The organism is Flavobacterium sp. ABG (assembly GCF_001027725.1).
In the GTDB taxonomy this organism is placed as follows: Bacteria; Bacteroidota; Bacteroidia; order Flavobacteriales; family Flavobacteriaceae; genus Flavobacterium; species Flavobacterium cupriresistens.
In genome coordinates, this window is sequence record NZ_LEKS01000012.1 from 167,707 (window position 1) to 188,889 (window position 21,183).

Sequence of the window (21,183 nt, forward strand, 5' to 3'; positions counted from 1 at the left end):
GATTAAATCCATTCCGGCCTGCCTTATTTATTAAACCAAAACAAAGTAATGAAAAAAATAATTAATAGCTCTATATGGTTATGCATTTTGCTAATTTCCATTGGAAGTATAGCGCAGGAGACAAAACCATTAATCCAGTCCAAACTTGATGGAAAAGTCATTGATGCTGTTACAAAAGAGCCTGTTATCGGTGCTTCCGTAAATATTAAAGGCACTACACACGGGGTTGCAACAGATTTAGACGGAAATTTTTATTTCCAAACAGGTCAGAAATTCCCTTATACACTAATTGTAAGTTATTTGGGTTATAAAAAAGCAGAAATTGTGGTTACCGAAAACCCTATTACCATTTCACTTACAGAAGAACAGAATGTGTTGTCGGAAGTTGTAGTTACGGCATTGGGAATTTCAAAAGAAAAAAGATCGTTAGGATATACTACCCAGTCACTTAAAAATAAGGACTTAGCCAATACAAAAGAGTCGAATTTCCTGAATAGCCTTACCGGTAAATTGGCCGGAGTACGAATCACCAATTCGCAAGGAGATATGGGATCATCCCGTATTGTTATTCGTGGCGAAACCTCTATAGCCGGAAACAACCAGCCCTTATTTGTGGTAGACGGAATCCCGGTAGACAACTCACAGTTGAATTCCGGTGGAGCAACTCGTGATTTTAAAAATGCTATTGCCGATTTGAATCCACAGGATATTGAAACCTTAACAGTGTTGAAAGGACCTAACGCCGCTGCCCTTTATGGATCACGTGCTGCACATGGTGTAGTGCTTATTACTACGAAATCCGGAAAAGGTCAAAAAGGATTGGGGATCAATTTTAGTACCGGTATAACAATTTCAAAAGTAGCAACTTTACCCGATTTTCAGAATTCATTTGGACAAGGATCAAATGGAAAATTCAGTTATGTAGACGGTAAAGGTGGTGGAATTAACGATGGAGTTGATGAAAGTTGGGGACCTAAATTAGACGGACGTCTTATTCCACAATTCTATTCCAATGGTGCAGCAGTGCCTTTTGTAGCACATCCTGATAATGTGAAAGATTTCTTTAATACTGGAGTTACTTACGATAATAGTATTTCGATAGCCCGATCAGATGAAAAATCAGATTTTCGTTTAGGAATCAATAATCAAAAACAAATCGGGACCGTGCCTAACAGTGAAGTCAACAAAACAAACTTTACCATAAACACCAATTACCAAATATCTAAAAGTATAAAAATAGGGGTAACGGCCAATTATATTGTAACAACAGCTCCAACATTGCCGGGTGGACCATCGGGTAGCCGTGCTGCCGGTGTGATGCTGCAGTTTCTTTGGTTCGGTCGCCAGGTTGATATCAATGAGCTTAATAAAGATTGGAACACCAACTGGAACAACAGTTATTACAGCAATCCGTATTGGAATGCCAATTATAATACAACCAGCCAACAACGTAATCGTTTAATAGGGGACATTCATTTGGAAGCAAAGATTGCGAGTGGACTTGATTTTAAATTCCGTACAGGAGTAGATTATTATAATGATCGCAGAAAATATACCATTAAATATGGCACAAATGGAACGCCATTCGGATCGTATGCTGAAGATGCTTATACAGTAGAAGAAAGAAATACAGAAGCGATCTTGCAATATAACAACAAATTGAGTGAGGATTTTACTTTGGATGCTCTTGCAGGATTTAATGTACGTAACCATAGTGATGCTAATAACTATCAAAAGGCGCCACGTTTGGCTGTACCTGATTTGTATACCTTGACAAATTCGCGCGATCCGTTGACATCATCAAACACGTTTTCGAAATTGAGAGTGTATAGCGGGTATGCTTCGGCACAACTGGGCTATAAAAATTACGCTTATTTAAACCTGACTGGGCGAAATGACATATCGTCGACATTGCCAAGCAGTAACCGTTCTTATTTCTATCCTTCGGTAAGTGGTAGTTTAGTGGTATCAGAAGCCCTGAATTTGAAAAGCAATACGCTTGACTTCTTAAAGTTGCGTGCAGGTTGGTCGGAAGTAGGGAATGATGCTGATCCTTATCAATTGGCTACTGTTTACAATTTTCAAAGTGCATTCGATGGAAATCCAATTCAAACTTCCTCACAAAAGAAACTTAATGCAGACCTGAAACCCGAAACAACCCGCTCAACCGAATTGGGGATAGAATCTTCTTTCTGGAAAAACAGACTGCACCTGGATGTGGCTTATTACAACACCAATAGTTTTGATCAGATTCTGGAGATCAAAACAACAGCTGCCAGTGGTTATAATTCACAATTAATCAATGCCGGTAAAATAAACAACCGTGGTTTAGAAATTCAATTAGATGGAACTCCCATTCAAAGTGAAAATTTCAAATGGAATATTGGGTTAAATTATTCAACCAATAAAAGTAAAGTAGAAGTTTTGGATTATGAAGGAAAGATTAAAAACTACACTATCGGTTCTTCAGGAGGTGTTGACGTATTGGCATCGGTTGGACAAGCCTATGGAGCACTTTATGGTACAGCTTACCAACGTGACGCTAACGGAAATATAGTAGTAGGTGCAAACGGATTGCCAAAAGCTGATCCACAAAAGAGAGTATTAGGGAATTATACCCCGGACTATCTGGCCGGAATTACAAACACATTGACCTACAAAAACCTCGAATTGTCCTTTCTTGTTGATGCCAGTGTAGGCGGAGAGATTTTTTCAGGAACGAACAGAACAGGAAATTATACGGGTGTACTGGCGCAAACCCTTCCAGGTCGTGATGCTGCCAACGGTGGATTAAATTACTATTATTCAGGGAATACAAAAACCTTACTAATAGGTGGAACTGCTCCAAACGGGGTACCGGTATATAATGATGGAGTTATTTTTAATGGTGTTTATGCCAATGGAACTCGCAATACTCAGGTGATTAGTGCGCAGGAATATTACAAAGCCTCTTACAATATCAGTGAAGCCTATGTTTATAGTTCGACTTTTGTAAAATTAAGAGAAGTGAAACTCGGTTATAATTTTGATAAGAAGCTGGCTAAAAAACTCGGATTAGCAGGAGCAAGTGTTACTGCTACAGGTCGCAATCTGTTTTTTATTTACAAAGATGCGCCAAATATCGACCCTGAATCGGCTTTTAACACTGGGAATGCGCAAGGACTTGAAAGTTTATCGTTGCCAACCACCAGAAGTTTTAGCCTTAATGTTAATCTTAAATTTTAAAAATACCGAATCATGTTAAAAAAACTATCCTATATACTTCTATCTGCATTGGCATTAACCTCCTGCAGTGATACTTTGGATGATATTAATAAAAATCCAAATGCTACAGAGACACCATTGGCGCCCTTCCTTTTAACAGGAACATTAAAACAAGGTGCCGACTTATACTGGGGCTCAGACAACAACTTTAATTCGTCTTTGTTATTTGTACAACATTGGGCTAAAGTTCAATATACCGAACCCGACCGATATGATGTGTCGAACAATTCTTTTACTTATTTGTGGAATGCCGGTTACTCTACTTTAATTACAGATTTGAATACGATTCTGAATTTTCCGGATCAGCAGGCCAATTCAAATTATAAAGGAATCGCACTGACCTTACGTTCCTGGACTTTTTTATTATTGACCGACGCTTATGGAAGCATTCCTTATAAAGAAGCGGGCCTAAAAGTAACACCGGCATACAATACTCAAAAAGAAGTCTATACCGGATTACTTGAAGATTTAAAACGTGCTCAGTCCTTATTGGCTACAACAAACGGAGCAGTAACGGGTGATTTGGCTTATAAAGGCAATATCGCAAAATGGAAAAAACTGGTCAATTCGCTTCGTTTGCGTATCGCCTTGAGAATATCAGACAGAGAACCTGCTTTGGCAAAACAAGCCGCAATTGAAGCAACAACTGATGCTGCGGGGCTAATTAGCAGCAATAGCGAAATTTTTCAGTTTGTTTACACCAGTTCACCACAACAAAATCCGGCATCGGCCTGGTTTGAAACACGTGATGATTTTCGTATCTCAAAGACCGTAGTAGATAAGTTAAAGGAATTGTCCGATCCACGTTTGCCTGTGTATGCTCAGTTACCATCAGATGCGAGTGTAGGTAAGTACGTTGGAGGCGCTAACGGATTATCAAACAGCGATGCCAACAGTCAGGGTTTTGCTAAAACATCAAAACCGGGCTCGTATTTCCTAACCTCGGCATCACCGGCTGTACTGGTTTCTTATTCTGAAGTCCTGTTTAATCTTTCTGAAGCGGCTGCACGTGGTTACATTGCCGGAGACGCAGAACAGCTTTATAAAAGTGCTATTACGGCATCATTCAGCCAATTTGGGATTACCAATGCAACCATTATTTCAGATTATCTGGATCAGCCCACTGTAAAATACGATGCCGCCAATTACGCCAAATCGATAGGTACACAAAAATGGATAGCCTTTTTTGGACAAGGTCTGGATGCCTTTGCAGAATGGAGGAGACTCGACTATCCGGTACTGACAGCGGGTCCGGCTACTGTTTTAGACGGACAACTGCCTTCTCGTTTCTTTTATCCGGGTACAGAACAATCGCTAAACGGAACCAGTTATCAGGCGGCAGTTGCTGCTCAAGGAAAGGATTTGCTTACAACAAAACTGTGGTTTGACACCAAATAAATTAGAACAAAAAAAAGCTCAGAGTGTAACTGAATCTTAATTATAATTGTTTAGATTTGAAAATGAATAAAATATTTCAACATAAGTTATTATTTTCAGAATAGTACTGTTAAAAATATTATATTTGTATTTAACAAATAATTATTTTAAGATGCAAGAAGGTACAGTAAAATTCTTCAATGAAGAAAAAGGTTTTGGATTTATTACACCAAAGAATGGTGGAAATGAGGTCTTTGTTCATGTTTCAGGTCTAACAGAAAACATTCGTGAAAACGATGAAGTTCGTTTCGAGATTGCTGAAGGTAAAAAAGGCCCAAACGCGGTAAATGTAGTTGTACTTTAAAGTCTTACTGAGCGTATAAAAAAAGCATCTGTTACCGGCAGATGCTTTTTTTATGCTTATAATTTGCCGTGGTTTCTTTCTCCTTTTTTATTCTTTGGCAGTATTTATTTATCGCCTTTATAGATTTATTTATCGTAAAACCAAATAGAAATCAAACGATATAACTCTTCAGATTACCACTAAAATGGGCATATCACAGGATTTAAACTGAACTTTACAACAGTGTCCCTCATTTTTTTGTATATTGAATTTTAAAGTTGTACTGCCGTGTCTTTTTTGCATTTCTTAAAAACGGCAAAATTTTGAATTCCATATCACTGGAAAAATATTTTGTATTTATGATAATTTCTCTTTGTTTGCTTGTTTTAGTTGCCTATGCTTTTGACCTAAGTTCAAAGCGAACCAAGATACCGACCGTAATTATATTGTTGCTTATGGGGTATTGTTTGCGTTATGCAGCACTTTTTTTAGAAATAGAAATTCCTAACCTGGAACCCTTATTACCTGCAATAGGAACCCTCGGATTGATTTTAATCGTATTGGAGGCGGGATTGGATTTAGAGCTCAATAAAAATAAAAAGGCGATGATTTCAAAATCATTTTTATCTGCTTTAATCCCCTTATTATTTCTTTTTCTGATAATTGGTTTTGGGATCAATTATTTTACGGGTGCCTCCATCATTAATAGTTTTATAAATGCCATTCCGTTTTGTATTATCAGTAGCGCTATCGCTATTCCTAGTGTTCAGAACCTTTCAGACGACAAAAAAGAATTTGTAGTTTACGAAAGCAGTATGTCTGATATCTTAGGCGTTATTATTTTTAATTTCTTCTTATCCAATGATACTATTGGAATAGGTTCATTTATAACTTTTATTGCTCAAGTTGTGGTTATGCTGCTTATATCCTTAATAGCTAGCATCGGTTTAGCTTTTGTAATCAAAAAAATTGACCATCACGTAAAATTCATTCCCATTATGGTCATGATAATTTTGATCTACGAAGTTTCTAAAATTTATCATTTACCGGCTCTTATTTTTATCTTAATCTTCGGTCTCTTTTTGAATAATCTGGATGAGTTAACGCATTTCTCATTTATAAAAAAACTGGAACCCAAACGATTGAATATAGAAGTTCACCGATTTAGCAAATTAATAGGTGAAGTTGCTTTTCTGATCCGAACGATATTCTTTTTGCTTTTTGGGTATACTATTACTACAGAAACAGTACTAAATACCAGCACTTTACCTTTTGCTCTTGGCATTGTAGCAGTCATTATTTCTATTCGGTTTATTCAACTTAAAGTTTCAAAAACACCGATTAGTCCATTGCTTTTTATAGCACCACGTGGTTTAATAACCATTATGCTTTTTTTGTCAATACCACTTTCTAAAAAGGTTGGTTTTATTAGCAACTCCTTGTTGACACAGGTGATTATTTTGAGCGCTATCGTAATGATGTTGGGGTTGATGTTTTCGAAGGAGGATAGGGTTTTGGGGTAGACCTAAAGCCTTCCCAATATTAAAAAAATTGTATCTACCCTCGTTTTCTGAACGCATTGAAAAGCTCAATTCTTTCGAATCGAGCTTTTTAGTTTTGTGACTTCGACTAAACAAATTACAGACCAATTTAAGAAGGATTTGAAGCGATTGACTTACTATATGTAGCGTTTGCCTTTTATTGCCTTTATTAATATGGCTTGAATGTCTTGTTGAAAATTGAATAAATCACAATTCTAACTATTTGAAAATAAGTGTTTATACTCGACTACATTTCGCCGAAGAACTTTATATTTGATATAGTATTTAGATTTTTTTAACAAGAGAATCTGAGCATAATCTTAATTCTATCATTTATGAAAAAAAAACTACTCTTACTGTTTGCATTATTTTTTAGTCTAACCATTTCAGCACAGGTAAATCCAACCCTAGCAGTAGGGTTAGAGAAACTAACAATGAATAAAGGAACAATTGATGTCGAAGTGTTGACTGAAATCATTATGAGTAAACAAAAGGAGCTTAGACAGGAAGCGCTTAGAAGGTTTATGTACAGATTATTCCCCGAAGCAAATTTTACAACTAAATATTATGTTCAGAATTGTCTCAATGTACTTTTAAATGAAAAGAACCCGCAGGTGATTGAAAAAGAGATACTGGAACTCACTACAAATTATTCCCTTTCCTTAGGAGTAGCATACGCTATATTGAAATCTCCCGAGAAGCAGCTTTTTGATATGAATTACGCTTATTCTAAGTATAAAATTTCATCCCCTTACAATCAAGATATGATTATAAAGCAAAGGGAAAATCATTATAAAAAGAATGATAGACGGAAGGACTTAAATGCATCAATCAATACACTTGAAGGAGAAGTAGAAAGTGGTCTTAAAGTTATAAATACTTTGAGCGAAAATGATTTTGCCAGTTTAGTTAAAAAAAAGAATGATCTGATAAAACTTAAAAAAAAATTAGCTCGTTTGAACTTAAGGGAAAATATTACTAATGATAAGGAAGCAATTATCGCATTAAAAAAAACTGAAAGCCTGAAGATTATTGATCAAATGTCGTCAAACAACGCCATTAAAAGCATTGATTCAGTAGGGTATTATTTATCAGAATTCAAAGATTATCTTCAATCGGGGAATAACATTATACAACTAAATAATTATTTGATAGAAATTAACAATTCAATTGCAAAATATGAGAAGTTGCTGAAGATGGAAATTCAATTAAACGATGAACTTAATAAACTAGATGGAAAAAACACAAAAGAAAAAGCTGAACTTAAAGAAAAAATCAGCAATTTAAAAATTGCTGAAGAAAAGATAAAATTAGACAATAAAGTAAAAAATATAACGAAATATTATATAGAGATTCCTTTTGGAATTATTCTCGACGTTGTAAGTCTTTCTTTGTCAGATATTCCTGAGTTACAAAAGAAAGGTTTTTTCAAGAATAAAATTGATTATCGAACAAGTGAATTTTATTCAGGTCTAGAGAGTAAAACAAATCTAGTAAAAAAGGACGCTACCGATTTTAAGAAAAGTCTCGATAGTATGAAAGTTTATGTTTGCAGAAAAATTACGCCATATGTAAAAAATTATGATGTCATTAATGAATTTCTTAAGAAAAACAAGGGTAAGAAAGTAGTTGATATTATGAAGAATTTACAAGGTGAGAGTATTGCACTTATTGCTCCAATGTTAAATGAAAAATCATGGAAAAGCAAATATTCTTATATTAATGATATGCTCAATCAAATAAGAAATTTGGAGAGCGAAATTAGTATCATAAATGCTGATAGACTAAGGAGCAGACCAAATGTTGAGGAAATTTTAAGTGAGAATTGTGAGAATGACTGCGGCAAATTAACTATACTGGCTTACAATGATTATGTTCAGATTCAGAATATTCTAAAATCGTTTAGAGCAGAGTTTAAGGACCCTTCTGTTCAAAATCAAGTGGATGCTATAATAAAAGATTTTTTGAAATTCAAAGCCAAATTTAAGTTTTCAAGTAATGAGATGCCAGATCTAAAACATTTAGATGCGACAAGTTTTCCAGATGACCCCACCATAAAAGTGATAAATGAATATATTGATAAAATAAATAACAAAATTAAAGTACGTAATTCTTCAAATAATAATAATAATAATAATAATAATAATAATAATAATAATAATAATAATAATAATAATAATAATAATAATAATAATTTAACTATAGTTGCCCTAAATTCAATATTGGAACTAGATAAATACCTTAACACTTTACCCAAAAAAGAGATTCTGAGGGAAGCTCTCCAAATAAATTCATGGATTGAAGGAAAGTTTGTAGTTGCTGTTATATCGGATTTAAAAAGGGGATTCAAAGAAAATAAGGATTTAATGCTGAATCTAGATGATAACATTGCAGATAGGAATAAAAATATTGTGAATATAAAAGAAAGTAAGAGGAAAAATATTGATAATAATTATAACATAATTGCAGAGTCAAATGATTTTTACAACGAATATTTAACTACTGTATTAGATGAAGTTACAACAGGTAATGACTTTGATATTAAAGAAGTAGATTCAGCAACTATTGCTAAGGCTTCAGTTATTCTACCAAAAATACACGCTACAATAAAGTCTCTCATTAATAATGATGATATACATATGAGTGATATCGTTTACTTAGATGAGTACATATCAGAGAAAATGATAGAACTTAAGGTTAGAGATCAAAAAAATGATACTCTTTATGATGCAATTATTTCCCATACAAAAATTATAATTCCCTTACTTAAAATAAGAGCATTACAGGGAATAAAAGGTATTGGTAATTATGATGAAGAACTTATGAATCTCTTTGAGTTTATTTCCAATCTTAACAACCTGGATAAGGCAGAAACATATCAAAGTATCGTTAATATGCTAAGAGATGGAAGTAAAAAAGTAGAAGACAATCTCACAGCTGGTGAATTTAAAGACAGCTACATACTTTTTATCAATGCCATGAAAAAATATACTTTAATTAATCCGGCAGAGGAATATGTCGAAATAGACGTCGTTTCATTTTTAAATGAGTTGCAACAATATTACAACAGGAATAATAAAGCAGTTTTTTCACTTTATCTCAGTCTGGGGTTAGATCAAAATTTCTTTTTTAAAAAGTTCAAAATTTCAGATACAGAAACAATTAACAACATTAGTTTTGCGTCAGAAAAAATAGGAGTAAAATGGCGTATTGCGAATTTCAAACGCTTTGAAGGATATGAAAATGTAGTTAAAGATGACGTTTATCTTAATAAAAAAGCTCCTTTTATAAATGAAATATATAGCATTGTTTATGGATCAGGATTACTCTACAATGTGGCTAATACCACTACTAACGAGAATTTTGATTTTCCGCATGTTGGTGTAGGAGTCGGGATGCGATTTTATAATGCTTTAGATGTTAATTTAATTCTAGGCTTTCCATTTGTTAAGGATTATAATTTTGGAGACAATGCTTTTTATGGTTTTGGACTGGATATTCCACTGGGTGAATATTTGGAAAAATTGGGAAGTAAAAATAAATAAAAAGAACAATTGGCTGATTATTTAAAGCTAAAACTGCAGAATAAAATTAGATCATAAAAAAAGCTCAATTCGAAAGAATTGAGCTATTAGTTTTGTGACTTAAGTATTGTTTAGATATCCGAAATGGTTTCCCTTAAACTTGTAGTCGTTTACTAAGATAACAAGCATTACAGAACCTAACCTAACAATCCCCAAATGCCCTTAGATTTTTTCGAGCACTAAATTGCTATGGATTGTTACTAATTCCTGTAGCGCTATTTTTAGCTCTATATTCATTTCTGCGATCAATTTTTGCTTTTTTTCGTATTCAGCCAAATCCTTATACTTTGTAATTGTTACCAAAAGATTTTTATCCTGAAAAACGGGAAGTCTCGGAAAATCATTTTCCTGCATTTCGCTGACCCAAAGGGATAGGTCGCTAATATTCAAAGATTTCAAAAACGGAATGTATGTAGTATTAAATAGATCAATAACCTTATTTAAAGTGCTATTGCAGATATAAAAATCTACAAGTACAATCCCTTCATTTACGTCTAAAAAGTCAAGAGTGGTACTTTTTTCTAATGGTTTCAGTAAATGCACGTGATCTGAATTTAGCATCATAGCATTAGCTCCTTGTCCAAAATTTTTCCATGTTGGACTGTTGATATAAAAATCATTTAAGAAGTTTACTCTCGTTTTCATGTCTGTAAACCCACGTAGCCAAACAAATCGATCATTTACATTATTAATTTTAAATTGTCCCAGAGTAAAGCCTTCCAGTTTAGCCATTGGGGTTACAAAATGATTATTGAAATATTCTTCAAAATCGTTCAGTTTATTGGGCTTTAGTAAATAATTACGAAGTTCTAAAACAGTAATTCCCTTATCGTTTTCTTGTTGTGTATGCTTCATTTCGTTTTTTTATTTTTTAAAATTTATGGAACTTGATTTGAAAGAAAAAAATATTTACCTGATGACAGTCTTTAGCGCAGATTAGAATTCTGTGCACACAAAGTTAGGAAAGAAAGTATAAAAAAAGCGAACAAAAAAGCCTCAGATTTCTTTGAAAATTTTGTCCTTCGCAGTGCTAAAGGGATTAGAACCGTTTTTAAGCAAGTTATAATTTGATTTAACCATTGCGCATCTATAGCGGCTGCTAGATTTAAGAAAGAATAAGTTAAAACACTTATCAAACTATTGTAAAATGTTTGTTTTTTAACAAATTATTTATCAATATAAAATCTAAAGAAAAGTTTTTTCTTATGTTTGTTAGTTTTTTAAGATTCATCTTTTGAACCTATTGTTTTAGCTATAACATTTTAAAAACCTATTTAAGTGAAAAAAACTCTACTCTTTTTTTTTATTCTAAAATCTTTAATACTATTTGCTCAAAACGCTGCTGATGTGGAGCACCATTTTGGACCTTCACCCGGATTTGGCGGTTTGGTAGAATGTATCGTAACACAACCTGACGGTAAAATAATCATAAAAGGAGCTGCTGTCTTTAGGAGTAAGAGAACTAATGGATTGGTTCGTATTAACCCTGACGGAAGTCTGGATCCGACTTTTGTTTATAACGAGGATATTACTCGTTTTACTGTAAAATCTATCGCTTTGCAGTCTGATGGAAAATTACTGGTAGGAGGAAACGATAACGTTGAACAATCTCGTGTAATACGTTTAAATGCAGACGGAAGTAAAGATACTTCTTTTCTATTTGGAGGAGGTGTGGGCGAAAGTTCGGTTTCTGTGAGTGCTATAACAGTTCAATCTGATGGAAAAATACTTGTAGCTAATAAAAAGATATATTCTACGCCACAGAGACGATTGATTCGTTTGAATGCCGATGGAAGCCTTGATACAGCCTTTAATATAGGCAACGGATTTGATAATGATATTACTGCTGTCGCCGTTCAATCTGATGGAAAAATAGTTGTAAGTGGCAAGTTTAGTACGTTTCAGGATGTGGCTCAGCAATATTTGATTCGTTTGAATGTAGATGGTTCCAAAGATACTTCGTTTAATACAGGAACTGGCTTTGTTGGTAATTACGTATATTCTGTTTTAATACAAAGTGACGGAAAAATAATCGCTAGTGGAGGCTTTAGAACTTATCAGGGAGTGGCTCAGAAATATTTAATTCGTTTAAATCCCGACGGCAGCAATGACACTTCATTTACTAATCCAATTAATTTTGCATATATGAATAATGAATATGCAAGTAATATGTCCCTCCAGCCTGATGGAAAACTAATTGCAAGTTTTTATAAGCCTAATAATTCTTCCGGTGATGATGGTGTCTATCGTTTTAATTCGGACGGAAGTCTAGATAGTACTTTTTCAATCGCTTCTTTTGATGATGGAGCAAATCTTCTTACAGGAAAAGCAAATGCAGACGTTTTGGCTACAGCTATTTTAAATGATGGAAGAATCCTTATTGGCGGTAAATTTAACTATTGCAATAAGATTATTGAGAAAGGTATAGTTTGCTTAAATGCCAATGGAAGAAGAGATTCTTCTTTTAACAAAGACACAGGTTTTGACGCAGCTGTGCAGTGCTCAGCCGTGCAAGGTGATGGAAAAACCTTGATAGGAGGATATTTTGACAATTTTCAGGGAGTTACACAAAAAAAACTGATTCGCATAAACCTTGATGGAAGCAAGGACACTTCATTTAACCCGCCGGCTGAATTCAATGATGAAGTTCAATCGATACTATTACAGGCTGATGGGAAAATATTGATAAGAGGTAAATTTACTAACTTCGGGAATTCAGGCAGAAATGCTCTGGTTAGATTAAATCCTGATGGTTCTCGTGACACTTCTTTCCTTAGATCATCTGAATATGATGTTGAAGTTATAGCTTTGCAGCCCAATGGAAAGATAATCATAAGTGCTTTTGTTGATAGTTATCCGTATCTCCCTGTTAGAAGATTATTTCGTTTGAATATTGATGGTACTAACGATGTTTCTTTTACAGCCGGAAATAGTTTTGATTTATCTAAAGCAATAATTTCTTCTATAGTAGCACAACCCGATGGCAAAATACTGGTAGGAGGGTCATTTACTACTCTTAATCCAATTCCTCAAAAATATTTGGTTCGTTTAAATCCGGATGGAAGCCAAGACACTTCGTTTGATATCGGAACGTTATATAATTTGGCGATTAATGTTCAAAAAATAACTTTGCAGCCTGATGGAAAAATACTGGTGGCCGGTCTTTTCTCACCTACTACCGGAAATTATCAAAATTACCTGGTTCGTTTAAATTCAGATGGGAGCAAAGACCCTTCTTTTACTCAGTCCATTGGATCTGAAAGTGTACGAACAGGATATGGTATTGAAATTAGTTCTTTGGTTTTACAACCTGATGAAAAAATACTTGTAGGAGGGGAGTTTGATACTTTTCAAGGAATTGCGCAAAGCCGTTTAACCCGTATAAATTCTGATGGAAGTATAGACGCTTCATTTGATACAGGAAACCAATTTGTAGCTCCGATTTACTCTATTTCATTATTTCCAGATGGAAAAATTAATGTTAGTGGCGTGTTTTCTTCTTATAAGAGTTTTACTTCCTCGTATTTCATTCGTCTGAGGGGTACCTATTTTACACCTCTAAACGCAACAACGATCCAAACCAATGTTACTTGCCTTGACAGTGCTACAGGTTCGGCTTCGATAGTTTCTGTTAATGAAGGAAAAGCACCTTATACCTACCTTTGGTCTAATGGAGCAACAACGCCGGAAATTACCGGATTAACGGCTGGAAATTATTCTTGTAAAATAATGGATAATGAATCGGCAACGATAACTAAGAATTTTATAATAATCACAGATTCTGATATTGAAAGACCGACTATAACTGCTCCGGCAGCTGTAACAGTCAACGCCAATTTAGATTGTACAGCGACAGCTGTTGTACTGGGAACTCCCATAACATCAGACAACTGTAACGTAGCTTCAGTAACCAATAATGCTCCTACTGTTTTTCCTGTAGGAAACACAACAGTAATCTGGACCGTAAAAGATGCAAGCGGTAATATTGCAACAGCTGCTCAGACCATAACGGTAAAAGACATTACCTTACCTACCATTACAGCTCCAACTGCTGTAACGGTGAATCTGACTGCTGCAGGTTGCACACTATCAGCAACGGATGTCGTATTAGGAACTCCGGTAACGGCAGATAATTGTTCGGTAGCTTCTCTAACTAGTAATGCTCCAAAATTTTACTCATTAGGAAGCACAATCGTAACCTGGACCGTAAAAGACAAAAGCAATAATAGTGCAACGGCCACCCAAATAGTAACAGTAAAAGATGTAACACCGCCAACAATTACTGCTCCTGCGGCAATAGTATCAAATACCACGTTTAACTGTAAAGCAGCAGGAATCGCATTGGGAAATCCAATAACTGCTGATAATTGCTCAGTTGCTTCAGTTACAAATGATGCACCGGCAAATTTCCCTATAGGAAACACAACTGTAACCTGGATTGTAAAAGACAGAAGCAACAATACAGCCACAGCAACACAACTAGTAACAATAAAAGGTATTGATTTAACAGTTTCTTACAATGAAGGTAAATTAACTGTTGCCGAAACAGCGGCAACTTATAAGTGGCTGACCTGTAATAATGGAGTATTTACAGCCATTCCAAACGAAAACAATCCCACTTTTACACCCAAACAATTAGGAAGCTATGCGGTAGAGGTTACTAAAAACAGCTGTACGGCTACAAGTACCTGTTTTGATGTTGCAGTTCTGGCAACAAAAGATTTTACTTTCCAAGATTCATTCAAATTGTATCCAAATCCGGTTAAAGATTTCATAACAATTGACGTGAATATACTAAATAGCGCCAAATTGGACGTTTTTGATGTAACGGGGAATCTTCTTATTACAAGAGAATTAAAAACCATATCTACCAAACTAAATGTATCTAATTTGCCGGTTGGTGTCTATTTATTTCGAGTTTCAAATGATATGGGAACTGTAACGAAAAAAGTGATTAAAGATTAAATAATGGTCTCAGATCAGCTGTTTTCGCACAAGAGCCATGTAAATCAGTGAAAGAGAAAATAAATTATAATTTTTTAAATAGTATAAAGAGACGATCTGATGGTCGTCTCTTTTGTTTTTAATACCTGCTATATGAAGTCTCCCGACTTCGTAGGAGCAACAGGAGTTAAAGCTCTAAACATGAAATCTCAAATGAATTTTAAGAAAACTCCACAGGATATTTTATTAAACTTTAAGTGGTATTAAAGTTAGACATAATTTAAACAATCAATTAGTTACAATTATAATAACTATATTTTAACCACTATATAAATTAGCAGTTTAACTTTTAAAACTAAATATTTATATTGGATTCTGACAGCTGCGACGCAACGATGTTTTGTAAGATTCCTTTTTTAACTTATCTTCGCTTTTTATACATTTCTGAATACATCTAATCCCTTTAAAAATCTAATTTGTGAAAAATAATCAAGATACTGTAGAAGAGAATCAACTTAAACGCGGACTAACGAACCGACACATTCAGTTAATTGCCTTAGGCGGATCGATAGGAACAGGTCTTTTCCTTGGTATTGGTCCGGCAGCCGTATTAGCAGGACCATCTGTTATTTTAGGATATGCTATTGCCGGAATTATCGCTTTCTTTATAATGAGACAACTTGGCGAAATGGTTGTTGAAGAACCGGTATCAGGAAGTTTTAGCTATTTTGCCTATAAATATTGTGGTTCTTTCGCAGGTTTTGCATCAGGTTGGAATTATTGGATTTTGTATATTTTAGTTAGTATGGCCGAACTTACAGCTATTGGAGTTTATGTGCAGTTTTGGTGGCCTGAAATTCCGTTGTGGGCATCCAGTTTATTTTTCTTCCTGATTATTAATGCTTTGAATTTTGCTTCCGTAAAAGTGTATGGAGAAACTGAATTTTGGTTTTCAATCATAAAAGTGGTTGCCATTATCGCCATGATTCTTTTTGGTATTTATCTACTGATAAGTGGGACAGGGGGAGAGCACGCTACGATTCATAATTTATACAACGATGGAGGTTTCTTTCCAAAAGGCTTCTTTGAAAAAACAGCAACTGGTGATTTTCAAGGTTTATTGGCCGCAATGGCACTGATTATGTTCTCCTTTGGAGGTTTAGAACTCATTGGAATTACCGCTGCAGAGGCCGAAAATCCGGAAAAAAACATTCCAAAAGCAACCAATCAGGTTATTTATAGAATCCTTATATTTTATGTTGGAGCATTGGTCATTTTATTTGCTTTGTCGCCTTGGCAGCAAATTACTACAGACAGTAGCCCGTTTGTAATGGTTTTTCAAAATTTAAACGGAATGGAGTTTGAGCTCTTTGGCAAGAAAATATTTTTCACCAGCCTTATAGCCAATGTCCTGAATTTAATTGTATTAACCGCCGCTTTATCCGTATACAATAGCAGTGTATACAGCAACTCGCGAATGTTATTTGGTTTAGCAGACCAAGGCAATGCGCCAAAATTTTTAAAGAAACTAAACAAACAATCAGTACCTGTCAATGCCATTTTAATTTCTTCCTGTTTTGCAGCGATCTGTATAGTAGTAAATAAAGTAATTCCAGAAGAAGCTTTTAGCATTTTAATGTCTTTAGTCGTGTCTTGCTTGATTATTAACTGGGTTATGATTTCGTATACCCATCTACAATTTAGACGTGCGAAAGACAAGGAAAACACAAAAACTAAATTTGCTTCTATATTTTACCCAGTAAGCAATTACATCTGTTTCGTATTTTTACTAGGTATTTTAGCCATTATGTGGATTACGAATATGAAGATATCTGTAGAATTAATTCCTATTTGGTTGGGGATTTTATTTGTTTTTTATAAAGTTTTTAAAACGAAAAAATAGGTAGTTTTTAAAAAATCCCATTTCGTTTGAAATGGGATTTTGCTTTTTGTGAGTTAGTTAAAACACTATTTTCTTTTTTTAAATCTGTTAAAATATACTTTACGGCACGGATTACAAATCCGGGCGGTCGGAATATATGCAAGAATTATTAGGTCACTAAAGCAGCAAGACTACCGAAATTTACCCCCATGTTAGTACGAAAAGTATTCAACAAATAAAAAGTTCGTTTGATGATTCATGAAATAAAAATCCTATTTTTGAAAGCGACTAAATACTGATATTTATCAGATATATCTATCAAATTTAGAGTAAATAAGTCGGATATCGTCAGACATATATACAGGTTATGCCTTATTGTAGCGTAACCGAGTAGAAAACATCAACATTCGTGCTTCGAATGGACAATTTGAGAGCATTTTGAAAGTCTGAATAGTTAAAAAAAACTTAACTTTACCAACAATTAAAATAATTTATAACTTGATTACCTAAAATGGCAAAAAAAGAAGTATTGACAGATTTGTGGGTTTATGAAATGCTGAAAGAAGCAGATGTTGATTTACACCCACAAGGAAGTATTATTAAAGACATTGACAATGCTTTAAAATCAGCTTCAAAAGCAGGTACAGGAAAAGTTGGTTTTCCTGAATATTGTGGATTAGTTAAAGATTTTGTTATAATTATCGAAAATAAAGCGGATGTTTCATTTCACATAAAACGAAATGAAAAAGACGTGATTTGCAATGAAGTTGCGAGTGTAAAGAATTATGCAGTAAATGGTGCTTTGTTTTACGGAAAGCATTTAGCTCAAAATACTACTTATAAAAAATTTATAGTTTTTGGAGTTTCAGGAAACGAGAAAAGACACAAAATAACTCCTATTTTTATAGATGAAAGAGGAGGTTATAAAGAACTTGATGATGTTGAAACATTTACACTTTTCAATAAAAAAAATATTGATGAATACTATACGAAAAATATACTCAAAGAACAGACACCCGAAGACAAAACAACCGAAGAAATTCTAAAGGATGCCAAAAATCTTCACGAGGATTTACGAAATTATGGCAGTATTCAAGACAAAGACAAACCACTTATAGTTTCGGGTATTCTTTTAGCATTGAAAGAAATGGAGCATAAAGGCTTCAGTATTGACAGCCTTATAGGTGACCAAACTACTTCTGATGGCGAAAAAATTTATGAAGCTATTGAAAAAAATTTAAAAAGAGCCAATGTTTCACCCCAAGTAAAAAAAGATAAATTACTTAGTCAGTTTTTAGTAATAAAAGACACTAAAATAATTAATGAAGAAAATGAATATTTAAAAAAAACGCCTTTAAAACACTTTACAGAGTTTTTATACGAGAACATTTATAAAAACATTAAATATATACAGTCTGCAGAAGACTATCTGGGAAGATTTTATGGAGAATTTATGTCTTATTCTGGTGGTGACGGACAATCTTTAGGGATTGTATTAACACCAAAACATATAACGGAATTATTTTGCGATTTAGTAGAACTAAAACCTACTGATAAAGTCTTAGACCCTTGCTGTGGAACAGCAGGCTTTCTAATTGCATCAATGCACGATATGTTGGAAAAATCGAATAATCTCGAAGAGCAAAGAAATATTAGAAAAAACCAACTACATGGTTTAGAACTACAACCATATATGTTTACTATTGCTACTACAAATATGATTTTGCGTGGTGATGGAAAAAGTAACCTTGAACAAGAAGATTTTTTAAAATCTAATCCTTCTATATTACAGGAAAAAGGATGTACGGTGGGAATGATGAATCCACCATATTCAATGGGAAGCAAAAATAACACTAATTTGTACGAGATTAATTTTACTGAACATTTGCTTAATTCTATTGTAGAAGACGGAAAAGTAGTTGTAATTGTACCTCAATCGTCAATGACAGGTAAAAGTAAAGAAGAACAAGCAATCAAAAATAATATTTTAAAAAGTCACACTTTGGATGGTGTTATTACGCTAAATAAAAATACTTTTTATGGAGTTGGAACAAATCCTTGTATCGCAATTTTCACAGCTGGTGTACCACATTATAAAGAAAAAAAAGTAAAGTTCATCAATTTTGAAAAAGATGGATTTGAGGTTCAAAAACATCAAGGCCTTGTTGAGACAATACAGGCTAAAGACAAAAAACAACATTTACTTGACGTTTGGTTTGACCGTATTGAAGCAGAAACAAATTTTTGTGTAAAAACTAATATTGAAACAGAAGATGAATGGTTGCATTCGTTTTATTATTTCAATGATGAGATTCCAGAAGTTGAAGACTTTGAGAAAACTATCGCTGATTTTTTGACATTTGAATTTAATATGATTTTGCAAGATAAAGAATATTTATTTGGAGAAAAAAGTTTAGAAATAGTTAAAGATTTTGAACCAGTGAAGGGTTTAGAAAATAAGGAATGGAGCGAATTTTATCTAAAAGAAATATTCACTGAAATCCAAAGAGGTAAAAGATTAAAAAAAGATGACCATAAAAGAGGAGAAATGCCTTATGTTTCTTCAACAGCTATGAATAATGGAATAGATGGATTTATTAGCAATAATAACGGAGTAAGAATTTTCAAAAACTGCCTTACAATTGCAAATAGTGGTAGTGTTGGCGCGACATTCTTTCAGCCTTTTTCATTTGTTGCAAGTGACCACGTTACTAAACTTCAAAATGATAATTTTAACAAATTCATTTACCTTTTTACTGCAAGTGTAACAAAAAGATTGAGCGAAAAATATAGCTTTAACAGAGAAATTAATGACCAAAGAATAAAAAGAGAAAAAATTCTACTGCCAATAAATAAAAATGGGGAACCTGACTATGACTTTATGGAAAATTTCATTAAGAAGTTGGTGTGCGAAAAACTGACAAAATACATAGAAAGAAAAACAACGAAGTCATAACCGCCGCTACAAGAGATTCGAGCATTTGACTGAATTTAAAAATGGTTTTGTACTTCGAAAATTTGTGCATAATGGAAAAAACTTGCATCTTTAAAACCAAACCTCTTGTAGCGCCAGGACCTTGGTTGCAATGTTGCGTCAAAACACTGAAAATCTGTAATTTAATTAATTTTAATGAAGTCAAAGCTTAATATAACTGAATTTAGAAATAGATTAAAAGAGAATACGAAAATTGGTAGAGCTGAATTACAATTATCACTTGGAATATTTTCAATTTTTTGTCTAAGTTCAAAAAGTTTTTATGGAAATTTTGACGATTCATCTTTCAGACTAACAGAAAATTATAATTTTACTTCAGGCTTATATTTGCTTAAAGGAAAATATCAAAATATTAATAACAAAGTAAAACTAAATTATACTATTGAACCTATGAGTAAAATAGGAATGATTTGGCTAAAATATTTTCCATTTGTTGCGATAATTGGTTTCAATTCCTTTTTCTTTTTTAATTTTAAAAACGCGCCAAATGACATATATAAAAAAGATAAATAAAAACACAGCCACGAACAGCCGTTACAAGAGATTTGGGCATTTGACTGAATTTAAAGATAGTTTTGTATTTGTAAAATTTGAGCATAATGTAAAAATCTCGCATCTTTAATCCCAAACCTCTTGTAGTGCCAGGACGTTGGTTGCAATGTTGTGTCAAAATACTAAAAATCTGTAATTTAATTAATTTTAATGAAGTCAAAGCTTAATATAACTGAATTTAGAAATAGATTAAAAGAGAATACGAAAATTGGGAGAGCTGAATTAAAATTATCACTTGGAATATTTTCAATTTTTTGTCTAAGTTCAAAAAGTTTTTACGGAACCTTTGACGATTCATCTTTCAGACTAACAGAAAATTATAATTTTACTTCAGGCTTATATTTGCTTAAAGGAAAAAAATGCTTAAAGGAAAATATCAAAATATTAATAACAAAGTAAAACTAAATTATACTATTGAACCTATGAGTAAAATAGGAATGATTTGGCTAAAATATTTTCCATTTGTTGCGATAATTGGTTTCAATTCCTTTTTCTTTTTTAATTTTAAAAACGCGCCAAATGACATATATCTAGTTTTTAATTTATTCTTCGTCTTTATAATATTCCATTCGAGATGGAATATAAAAAGGAAAAAGAAAAACTTGGAACAAAAATTTATTGAAATATTTGAAATAGAAAATATTGATAAATAAAAACACAGCCACCAACAGCCGTTACGAGAGATTTGGGACTAGACTGAA

At 33.5% G+C, this 21,183-nt stretch carries 11 protein-coding genes; 10 read left to right on the forward strand and 1 reads right to left on the reverse strand.

All coding sequences use genetic code 11. The features are described from left to right. Window positions 1–48 precede the first annotated feature (48 nt). From AB674_RS13990 to AB674_RS14010, 5 genes are all read left to right on the forward strand, one after another. Window positions 49–3,225, forward strand: a complete 3,177-nt coding sequence (locus AB674_RS13990; protein ID WP_047777549.1) for a SusC/RagA family TonB-linked outer membrane protein — start codon at window positions 49–51, stop codon at window positions 3,223–3,225. Between the two features lie 12 nt (window positions 3,226–3,237). Then, complete coding sequence (locus AB674_RS13995) at window positions 3,238–4,662, forward strand: SusD/RagB family nutrient-binding outer membrane lipoprotein (protein ID WP_047777551.1); 1,425 nt, start codon at window positions 3,238–3,240, stop codon at window positions 4,660–4,662. 151 nt (window positions 4,663–4,813) lie between these two features. Next, window positions 4,814–5,005: a cold-shock protein gene (locus AB674_RS14000; RefSeq protein ID WP_047777553.1), complete on the forward strand. Its 192-nt coding sequence runs from the start codon at window positions 4,814–4,816 to the stop codon at window positions 5,003–5,005. Window positions 5,006–5,307: 302 nt separating this feature from the next. Continuing rightward, the gene (locus AB674_RS14005) at window positions 5,308–6,507 is read left to right on the forward strand and encodes a sodium:proton antiporter (RefSeq protein WP_205625360.1); all 1,200 of its coding nucleotides are present in this window, start codon (window positions 5,308–5,310) and stop codon (window positions 6,505–6,507) included. A 353-nt stretch (window positions 6,508–6,860) separates the two neighbouring features. Next, window positions 6,861–10,070 (forward strand): hypothetical protein, encoded by a 3,210-nt coding sequence (locus AB674_RS14010; protein ID WP_047777557.1) that lies wholly within the window; start codon window positions 6,861–6,863, stop codon window positions 10,068–10,070. 201 nt (window positions 10,071–10,271) lie between these two features. Here the strand turns inward: AB674_RS14010 and AB674_RS21920 are convergent, their stop codons facing one another. Beyond that, the gene (locus tag AB674_RS21920) at window positions 10,272–10,964 is read right to left on the reverse strand and encodes an NIPSNAP family protein (RefSeq protein ID WP_053004278.1); all 693 of its coding nucleotides are present in this window, start codon (window positions 10,962–10,964) and stop codon (window positions 10,272–10,274) included. Window positions 10,965–11,387: 423 nt separating this feature from the next. On the opposite strand from AB674_RS21920, the gene AB674_RS14020 reads away from it, so the two are divergent. From AB674_RS14020 to AB674_RS14045, 5 genes are all read left to right on the forward strand, one after another. Then, window positions 11,388–15,074 carry an HYR domain-containing protein gene (locus AB674_RS14020; RefSeq protein ID WP_047777559.1) on the forward strand — a complete coding sequence of 1,229 codons (3,687 nt, stop codon included), beginning with the start codon at window positions 11,388–11,390 and terminating at the stop codon, window positions 15,072–15,074. Between the two features lie 457 nt (window positions 15,075–15,531). Then, window positions 15,532–16,956: an amino acid permease gene (locus AB674_RS14025; RefSeq protein ID WP_047777561.1), complete on the forward strand. Its 1,425-nt coding sequence runs from the start codon at window positions 15,532–15,534 to the stop codon at window positions 16,954–16,956. Between the two features lie 490 nt (window positions 16,957–17,446). Continuing rightward, window positions 17,447–19,891, forward strand: coding sequence for an N-6 DNA methylase (locus tag AB674_RS14030; RefSeq protein WP_082210641.1), 2,445 nt, complete (start codon window positions 17,447–17,449; stop codon window positions 19,889–19,891). Between the two features lie 174 nt (window positions 19,892–20,065). Next, complete coding sequence (locus tag AB674_RS14035; RefSeq protein ID WP_047777563.1) at window positions 20,066–20,443, forward strand: hypothetical protein; 378 nt, start codon at window positions 20,066–20,068, stop codon at window positions 20,441–20,443. A 398-nt stretch (window positions 20,444–20,841) separates the two neighbouring features. Further along, window positions 20,842–21,135, forward strand: a complete 294-nt coding sequence (locus AB674_RS14045; protein ID WP_047777567.1) for a hypothetical protein — start codon at window positions 20,842–20,844, stop codon at window positions 21,133–21,135. The last annotated feature ends 48 nt before the right edge of the window (window positions 21,136–21,183 follow it).